The sequence below is a fragment of the Flavobacterium sandaracinum genome (assembly GCF_004349135.1).
GTDB lineage: Bacteria > Bacteroidota > Bacteroidia > Flavobacteriales > Flavobacteriaceae > Flavobacterium > Flavobacterium sandaracinum.
Genome location: NZ_SMFN01000060.1, coordinates 1 through 1,263 on the forward strand (window position 1 = coordinate 1; position 1,263 = coordinate 1,263).

Here is a 1,263-nt window from a genome sequence, read left to right on the forward strand (position 1 = left end):
TGGATGTACTAATTTAGCTGGGAGTTTGAGTTAAGAGAAAAAACCTTAATTTTAACTTATGACAAGAGAAAGAAAAATTTATGACGCAGCGTTTAAAATAAAAGCTGTAGAATTGAGTAATGAACGATCTAACCTTACTGAATTAGCCAGAGAATTAGGTATCCGTGTTAGTATGCTGTATAAATGGCGTAAAGATTACGATAAATTTGGATCTGGTAGTTTTCCTGGTAATGGAATTTTAAAACAAACCGCAGAACAAAAATTGATTAGCGAATTAGAGGCAAAATTAAAAGAAGCTGAATTAGAACGAGATATATTAAAAAAAGCAGTGGGCATTTTTTCCAAGAGCGGTCGATGATATTTGTTTTTATTAAAAATCATGTAAGAATATTTCCGATTGAAAAAATGTGTAAAGTTTTAAAAGTCAGTGAAAGTGGCTATTACCGATGGAAATTCGCTACTATTTCTAAAAGATTACAAAAAAAGAATATTTTAAAAGAAAAAATAACAATCCTATATTTTGAATCCAAACAACGTTACGGTAGTCCACGGATAACAATGGAATTAAATATTTTAGGGCATAAAATTTCAAGAATTACAGTTGCAAAATACATGAGAGAACTTGGTTTAAAAAGTAAGTTGAGCAAAAAATTCAAGATTACTACTGATTCTAAACATAATTATTTAATTGTTGAAAATGTATTAAACAGACAGTTTCTCGTTGCTAAACCCTCAAAAGCATGGGTCTCAGACATAACATATATTCATACTAAAGAAGGTTTTTTGTATTTAACAACGGTAATGGATTTGTATGACCGAAAAATCATTGGATGGAGTTTAAGTGATGGAATGAGTACAAATGAAACAACTTTAGCATCATGGAAAATGGCAATTAGAAACAGAAATGTACAAAAGGGATTAATTTTCCATTCGGACCGAGGTGTCCAGTATGCTAATAACAAATTTGCAAATGTTTTAGACTCATATAAGGTAACTCGAAGCATGAGTAGAGCGGGAAATTGCTGGGATAATGCAGTAGCTGAGAGCTTCTTCAAATCATTAAAAACAGAATTAATTTATGGAAATAAACTGATCTCTAAAGAGCAAATGAAACTTCAAGTTTTTGAATATATAGAAGTCTGGTACAATCAAAAAAGAAGACATTCAGCTTTGAAATACCTGACGATAATGGAATTTAACACTAAAACCAATAATTACAAAAATGTCGCTTAACTTAAACTCCACTTTTTATTTGCATATCCA

General features: G+C 30.5%; 2 protein-coding genes. Both read left to right on the plus strand.

Annotated elements, in window-relative coordinates; translation table 11 throughout:
- Nucleotides 1–58: 58 nt before the first annotated feature.
- Nucleotides 59–358 carry a transposase gene (locus tag E0F91_RS18050; protein ID WP_243698934.1) on the plus strand — a complete coding sequence of 100 codons (300 nt, stop codon included), beginning with the start codon at nt 59–61 and terminating at the stop codon, nt 356–358.
- The gene (locus E0F91_RS17590) at nt 355–1,233 is read left to right on the plus strand and encodes an IS3 family transposase (RefSeq protein WP_243698935.1); all 879 of its coding nucleotides are present in this window, start codon (nt 355–357) and stop codon (nt 1,231–1,233) included. Before E0F91_RS18050 ends, E0F91_RS17590 begins: the two co-directional genes overlap by 4 nt.
- The last annotated feature ends 30 nt before the right edge of the window (nt 1,234–1,263 follow it).